General features: G+C 60.2%; 1 protein-coding gene. It reads left to right on the top strand.

Going from position 1 to position 658, the window contains the following annotated elements:
- Window positions 1–658: hypothetical protein (locus M5B42_RS32060; RefSeq protein WP_248748065.1), on the top strand; the 658-nt coding region annotated here is incomplete at both ends.

Here is a 658-nt window from a genome sequence, read left to right as displayed (position 1 = left end):
TCACGGTCAACTGAACAACCAGGGCGGCCTGATCAACGCGCCGCTGCTGGTGTTGAACAACCTCAAGGGCGTGAACAACCAGGGCGGCGAAATCTCCAGCGCCCAGGCCTTTACCCTCGCCGCCGCCAGCCTGAACAACGACAGCGGCAAGTTGTTGAGCAACCAGGCCCTGACCCTGCGTATCGACCAGGCCCTGAGCAATATCAAGGGCATGATCGCCGCCGCAGCCGTTGATGTGCGGGCGGGCAGCCTGGATAACACCACCGGCACCCTGAGCAGCCGTGCCGGGCTGGAGCTAACTGTCGACGGTCAACTGATCAACCAGAGTCTGGGACTGATCAGCGCCACCAACGGTCTGACCATCAACAGTACCGGACTCAATAACCAGAGCGGCAGGTTGCAAGGCAGTGCGATCACCCTCGACCTGGCTAACGACGACCTGAACAACGCTGCCGGCCATATCACCACTGATGGTCAGTTGAGCATCAATCGTCTGCGCGACCTGAATAACCAAAGTGGCGAGGTTACCAGTGCGCAAAGCCTGAACTTGACGGCGCGCACGCTGGATAACAGCAATTCCGGCAAGCTGATCAGCAACAACCAGTTGGCCCTGACGGCCGATAGCCTGATCAACCAGAGCGGCGGCCTGCTATCGGGC

The sequence above is a fragment of the Pseudomonas sp. MWU12-2037 genome (genome assembly GCF_023242345.1).
In the GTDB taxonomy this organism is placed as follows: Bacteria; Pseudomonadota; Gammaproteobacteria; order Pseudomonadales; family Pseudomonadaceae; genus Aquipseudomonas; species Aquipseudomonas gingeri_D.
Note: the sequence above shows the minus strand (reverse complement) of the source record. Positions and strands in the feature narration are given on the sequence as shown.